We start from the raw sequence: 3,702 nt of genomic DNA, 5'->3' as shown, positions 1-3,702 counted from the left end.
GGTGCCCTCGGCAGGATTCGAACCTGCGACACCTGCCTCCGGAGGGCTGGACACCGTTGCATCAAGCAGAACGCCTTGACCTGCGAATACGAGGCAGACAGCTGCCGCATGCTCGGGCGATTGGGAACGCATTGGGCACGCGGCTGCGTTACGAAGTAGCGATCAGGCCGCCGAGCGACGCGCCAGCACCCCGAGCACCAGCCCGGCCACGGCCGCGCCCGCCAGCAGCGGCCACCGCGCGGCCCGCTCGATCGCCGCCCACCGCGCGCGTCGCGCCTCATCCCGCTGCATCGCCCGGCGGCCGGCCGCCTTCCACCTGTCGAAGATCGTTCCCTCACCCATGCCGCCAGGATGCCTGCTGAGCTGCGACGATGCCACTATCATCGAACATGTGAGCGAGCGGACATGGATGAACGCGACACCCGACACCACCGAGCCTGAGGACCTGCCGGTCCGCTCGCAGCGCGAGCACGTCTGGTGCCTCAACCGCAAGCACCGGATGGCGCTCGCCAACGGCGGCAGCGGTCACCACCACGGACTCGGACTGGCCAAGCAGGTGTGCGCCCGCTGCTGGACCCGGCGCCAGCCGCGGGCCGTCTGGCTGGTGATCGACCACCGCTCGCCGATGCCCGCGGAGCAGGCCGACCAGCCGGACGACCGCCGGGCGAAGATCCTGGTGGTCGCCCGCCGGCCAGCTGTGCGCGCCGGAGTCGGACGGCTTGAGGTGCGGGTGCGCGGAGCCGTGGTCGCGGTCGCCGACGTGCAGCTGTGCGGCGTCGACCACCGCGGGGTCGTCCGTCATATCCAGGTGTACCCCACCCACCGGAGGCGCGGGTTCGGCACACTGCTGCTGGACGCCGCACAGGCCCGCGGCCCCGGCTACCACTGGTCGACCGTCCAGCTCGCCCAGACCGACGACGCGCAGGACTTCTGGGCCTACCAAGACTCCGCCGAACCCCTGCACCTCGGAGAACCGCACTACTGCACCCACATGCGAGAAGCCAACGGCGAATGGGGGTGACTGGCAGCCACCGCGCGGGGGTAGCCGACCAACCGTCCACCGACTGCCCCGCCGAACCTCAAGCAGGAGGCCGGCCAACCCCTAGGATTCGGAGCCATGGCTGACGACAAAGATGCCCGCCAGACGACCGCCGGTGATCTGGTGTCGTCCGCAGCTACTCTTGCCGAGAAGTTCGTTGCGCCCCTTGGGCAGAGGTGGCAACACGTGCAGGCCGTAGCGGCGCGGGCTACGGATTTGGCCCGGGCCGTAGCTGTTCAAGATCGTGACACTTTGCTCGCCGCCGCATGGCTGCACGATATCGGCTATTCCAGTCAAATTAATCACACCGGTTTCCACCCTTTGGACGGGGCGCGTTTTCTGCGTCAAGCAGGCTGGCCGGACGAGATCGTGAATCTCGTGGCACATCATTCAGGTGCAAGATTTGAGGCTGAGCAGCGGGGCCTGGTGGCGGAATTGGGTGATTTCGATTTTGTCGACAGCCCTCTACTCGACGCACTGGTGGTTGCAGATTTGACAACTGGTCCACAAGGGCAGTCGCTAACTTATGAACAGCGGATTAGCGAGATCCTCGATCGGTATCCCCCTGAGGATCCCGTACACAGAACGTGGATCACAGCTGGCCCGATTTTGAAGGCTTCGGTTCGTCGAGTTGAGGCGCGACTAGCCGAGATGAGGTGAGGTGCGCCCTTGGTCGACGGCGTGATCGATTCGCAGGCGCATCGACGGATGAATATTTAAGGCGTCGAGTTCGCTTAGTGAAACCCAGCGAGCAGCCTTAGTCTCCGTGCCGTCTTCGCGAGGATTTCCGCTTAGCCAGCGCGCCTCGTAGCATAGCGAGAACTGCTGACGGACCTCACCGTCATCGTAGGCAATCACATGCCGCGGGTCCGTATACGTGCCTATCAGGCGGGTGATCTCAACCTCTAGACCTGTTTCCTCGCGCACTTCCCTGACGGCAGTGTCGGCGATTCGCTCCCCGACGTCGTGCCCTCCGCCCGGAAGCGCCCACAGGTCGTTGTCAATTTTATGGATGAGAAGTATTTGTCCCTGTTCATTGCGGACTGCGACGGTCACCGACGGAACGACGCTGTTGGCTTTTGGGGCATTAGGATCGTCGAAGTAGTCAATTCTGGTCATTCAGAAGACCTCCCTATGGCTCCGGATTCGCATTCTTCCAGGTCAGCTCAAAAGACTTCATGTAGTGATCCCACATCTGACCATTAGGTGTCCGATGAAGGTGCAGAACCGGACTTTGTCCAGCCAGGGCGCCATGTGCGTGGCCGTTTACTAGCAGGTCATCGTCGAACCTGTAAAGTGAGTTATAGAGAACTGTCGAATGCGTACGAATTTCCACGCCCTCAATGCCGGAAACATCGGACAAGTATCGGCGCATCAGCTGGATCCGTCCTTCGAGGCCGCCGGGCGTCCCCTCGTCAATGGCGCGTTGCTTGACGGTATCGGAAGTCTCGTCTCCGACCATGATTCGGAATGCAACTCCGTTTGCTGCTTTCTTGCGAATCAGTGGAATTAGGTCGTACTGCTCGACCAGGAATGCTCCCGAGAACACAAGCACGTCCATGCTGCGACTTACGCCCGCCAAAAGCTCGGTCCAGATTGCTCCTGTGATGGCGGACCGGGACGAATACAGGTGTACAAGCTCGGATTCGACTGGCGCCGGCCGCGGTGAGCCACCCAGCTCAGGCCAGAGATCCACCTCGCGAACCTTGAGCAACCTGGCCAACTCGACCCGCGTCGCTCGATGCGGCAGCCGCTGCTCCTGCCTGATCCACCGCTCAACCGTCTTGGGGTCACGACCCAGTTCCTGCGCGAGGGTATCGACGGTCAGCCCGGCTGCCAGCATCGCAGTGCGAAGGCGGTCATTGGCCATGTCGGTGGTCCTTCGGGTCGTCGGGACACATGGGACGTTCTGAGGGACGTTTGCCTGTCCGGGACGTTCCAAAGCGTCCTCGGAAGTGTGGTGTTAACGTCCCCTGACCTGGTGTTTTCTTGAGTCATCGAGGCGGATCGAACGCCTCGACCAAGATCTCAGGAGGTACCAGATGGCGAAGAACGGCGGCGGCATCATGCTCCCGACTCCGAAGCGGGGCGGCCTTTTAGGCTTGTGGCGGTGGGGTTACTCGTGGGCGGGCTGGTTCTCGTGATCAGGCACCCGGTCGATGCGGCCGGGGTGGTCGGCGAGGCGTTTGGCGGGATCGGCCGGGCCAGCGACAGCGTTGCGACGTTCATCGCGAGTTTGCGCTAGTCCTGCTCTAGGCGCTGGACGCGCTCTCGGAGGTCGCGGACCTCCACTTGCAACTCGGCCACCGTTTGGCGCAGCGCGCGTGGGTCCACAGAAGACAGATCGTCTGCTGGCGGGGAATCCGAGACGTAGACACCAACCGCAGCGCGAACGATCAGCCAGCCCTCATCGTGGAGAACGCCCACGGCTTTCTGAAGTGTCGGCAGTGAGACTTTGTACTGCTCGGCCAGCGCCCGATTTCCCGGCAGGCGTTCACCGGGAGCCAGCTTTCCGTCACTGATGGCGGAGCGAATAGCCGCCGCAACGCGTTCGTAAGCCGCCAGGCCGGCGGTTCCAGTGGCCATGTGGCCGAGTCTAGCGGCCTGACCAGCACTGACCAATTCACCACTCGGATGGAGTAGTGACCAACTGACCAATGCGG

7 protein-coding genes and 1 tRNA gene are annotated in these 3,702 nt (G+C 63.2%); 3 read left to right on the top strand and 5 right to left on the bottom strand.

Annotation, left to right across the window (positions count from 1 at the left end):
• Positions 1 to 2: 2 nt before the first annotated feature.
• Together AB0M93_RS48615 and AB0M93_RS48610 are read right to left on the bottom strand one after the other, a co-directional pair.
• Positions 3 to 95 (bottom strand) — tRNA-Ser (locus AB0M93_RS48615).
• A 67-nt stretch (positions 96 to 162) separates the two neighbouring features.
• A complete protein-coding gene (locus tag AB0M93_RS48610) occupies positions 163 to 342 on the bottom strand; it encodes a hypothetical protein (protein ID WP_364288381.1) in 180 nt (59 codons plus the stop codon).
• A 49-nt stretch (positions 343 to 391) separates the two neighbouring features.
• Here AB0M93_RS48610 and AB0M93_RS48605 point away from each other — a divergent pair, with 49 nt between their 5' ends.
• Complete coding sequence (locus AB0M93_RS48605) at positions 392 to 1,021, top strand: GNAT family N-acetyltransferase (RefSeq protein ID WP_364288378.1); 630 nt, start codon at positions 392 to 394, stop codon at positions 1,019 to 1,021.
• Between the two features lie 96 nt (positions 1,022 to 1,117).
• Positions 1,118 to 1,699: an HD domain-containing protein gene (locus AB0M93_RS48600; protein WP_364288375.1), complete on the top strand. Its 582-nt coding sequence runs from the start codon at positions 1,118 to 1,120 to the stop codon at positions 1,697 to 1,699.
• Here the strand turns inward: AB0M93_RS48600 and AB0M93_RS48595 are convergent.
• Together AB0M93_RS48595 and AB0M93_RS48590 are read right to left on the bottom strand one after the other, a co-directional pair.
• Positions 1,682 to 2,158, bottom strand: coding sequence for an NUDIX domain-containing protein (locus tag AB0M93_RS48595; RefSeq protein WP_364288372.1), 477 nt, complete (start codon positions 2,156 to 2,158; stop codon positions 1,682 to 1,684). The genes AB0M93_RS48600 and AB0M93_RS48595 overlap by 18 nt on opposite strands.
• Before the next feature lie 13 nt (positions 2,159 to 2,171).
• Positions 2,172 to 2,909 carry a helix-turn-helix transcriptional regulator gene (locus AB0M93_RS48590; RefSeq protein ID WP_364288369.1) on the bottom strand — a complete coding sequence of 246 codons (738 nt, stop codon included), beginning with the start codon at positions 2,907 to 2,909 and terminating at the stop codon, positions 2,172 to 2,174.
• A gap of 240 nt (positions 2,910 to 3,149) precedes the next feature.
• Between AB0M93_RS48590 and AB0M93_RS48585 the strand changes: the two genes are divergently transcribed.
• On the top strand, positions 3,150 to 3,284 hold the full coding sequence (locus tag AB0M93_RS48585) for a hypothetical protein (protein ID WP_364288366.1): 135 nt from the start codon (positions 3,150 to 3,152) through the stop codon (positions 3,282 to 3,284).
• Here the strand turns inward: AB0M93_RS48585 and AB0M93_RS48580 are convergent.
• Positions 3,281 to 3,702, bottom strand: a 422-nt coding sequence (locus tag AB0M93_RS48580; protein WP_364288363.1) for a winged helix-turn-helix domain-containing protein, incomplete at its 5' end; no start/stop codon positions are given. The genes AB0M93_RS48585 and AB0M93_RS48580 overlap by 4 nt on opposite strands.

The sequence above is a fragment of the Amycolatopsis sp. NPDC051102 genome, from assembly GCF_040682815.1.
Taxonomy (GTDB): Bacteria; Actinomycetota; Actinomycetes; order Mycobacteriales; family Pseudonocardiaceae; genus Amycolatopsis.
This window is presented reverse-complemented; position numbering and strand designations above follow the sequence as displayed.

Excerpts from the sequence above, each read along its gene's own strand:
- AB0M93_RS48600 (WP_364288375.1), top strand. The coding sequence starts at position 1,118 with ATGGCTGACGACAAAGATGCCCGCCAGACGACCGCCGGTGATCTGGTG.
- AB0M93_RS48590 (WP_364288369.1), bottom strand. The coding sequence starts at position 2,909 with ATGGCCAATGACCGCCTTCGCACTGCGATGCTGGCAGCCGGGCTGACC.
- AB0M93_RS48610 (WP_364288381.1), bottom strand. The coding sequence starts at position 342 with ATGGGTGAGGGAACGATCTTCGACAGGTGGAAGGCGGCCGGCCGCCGG.
- AB0M93_RS48595 (WP_364288372.1), bottom strand. The coding sequence starts at position 2,158 with ATGACCAGAATTGACTACTTCGACGATCCTAATGCCCCAAAAGCCAAC.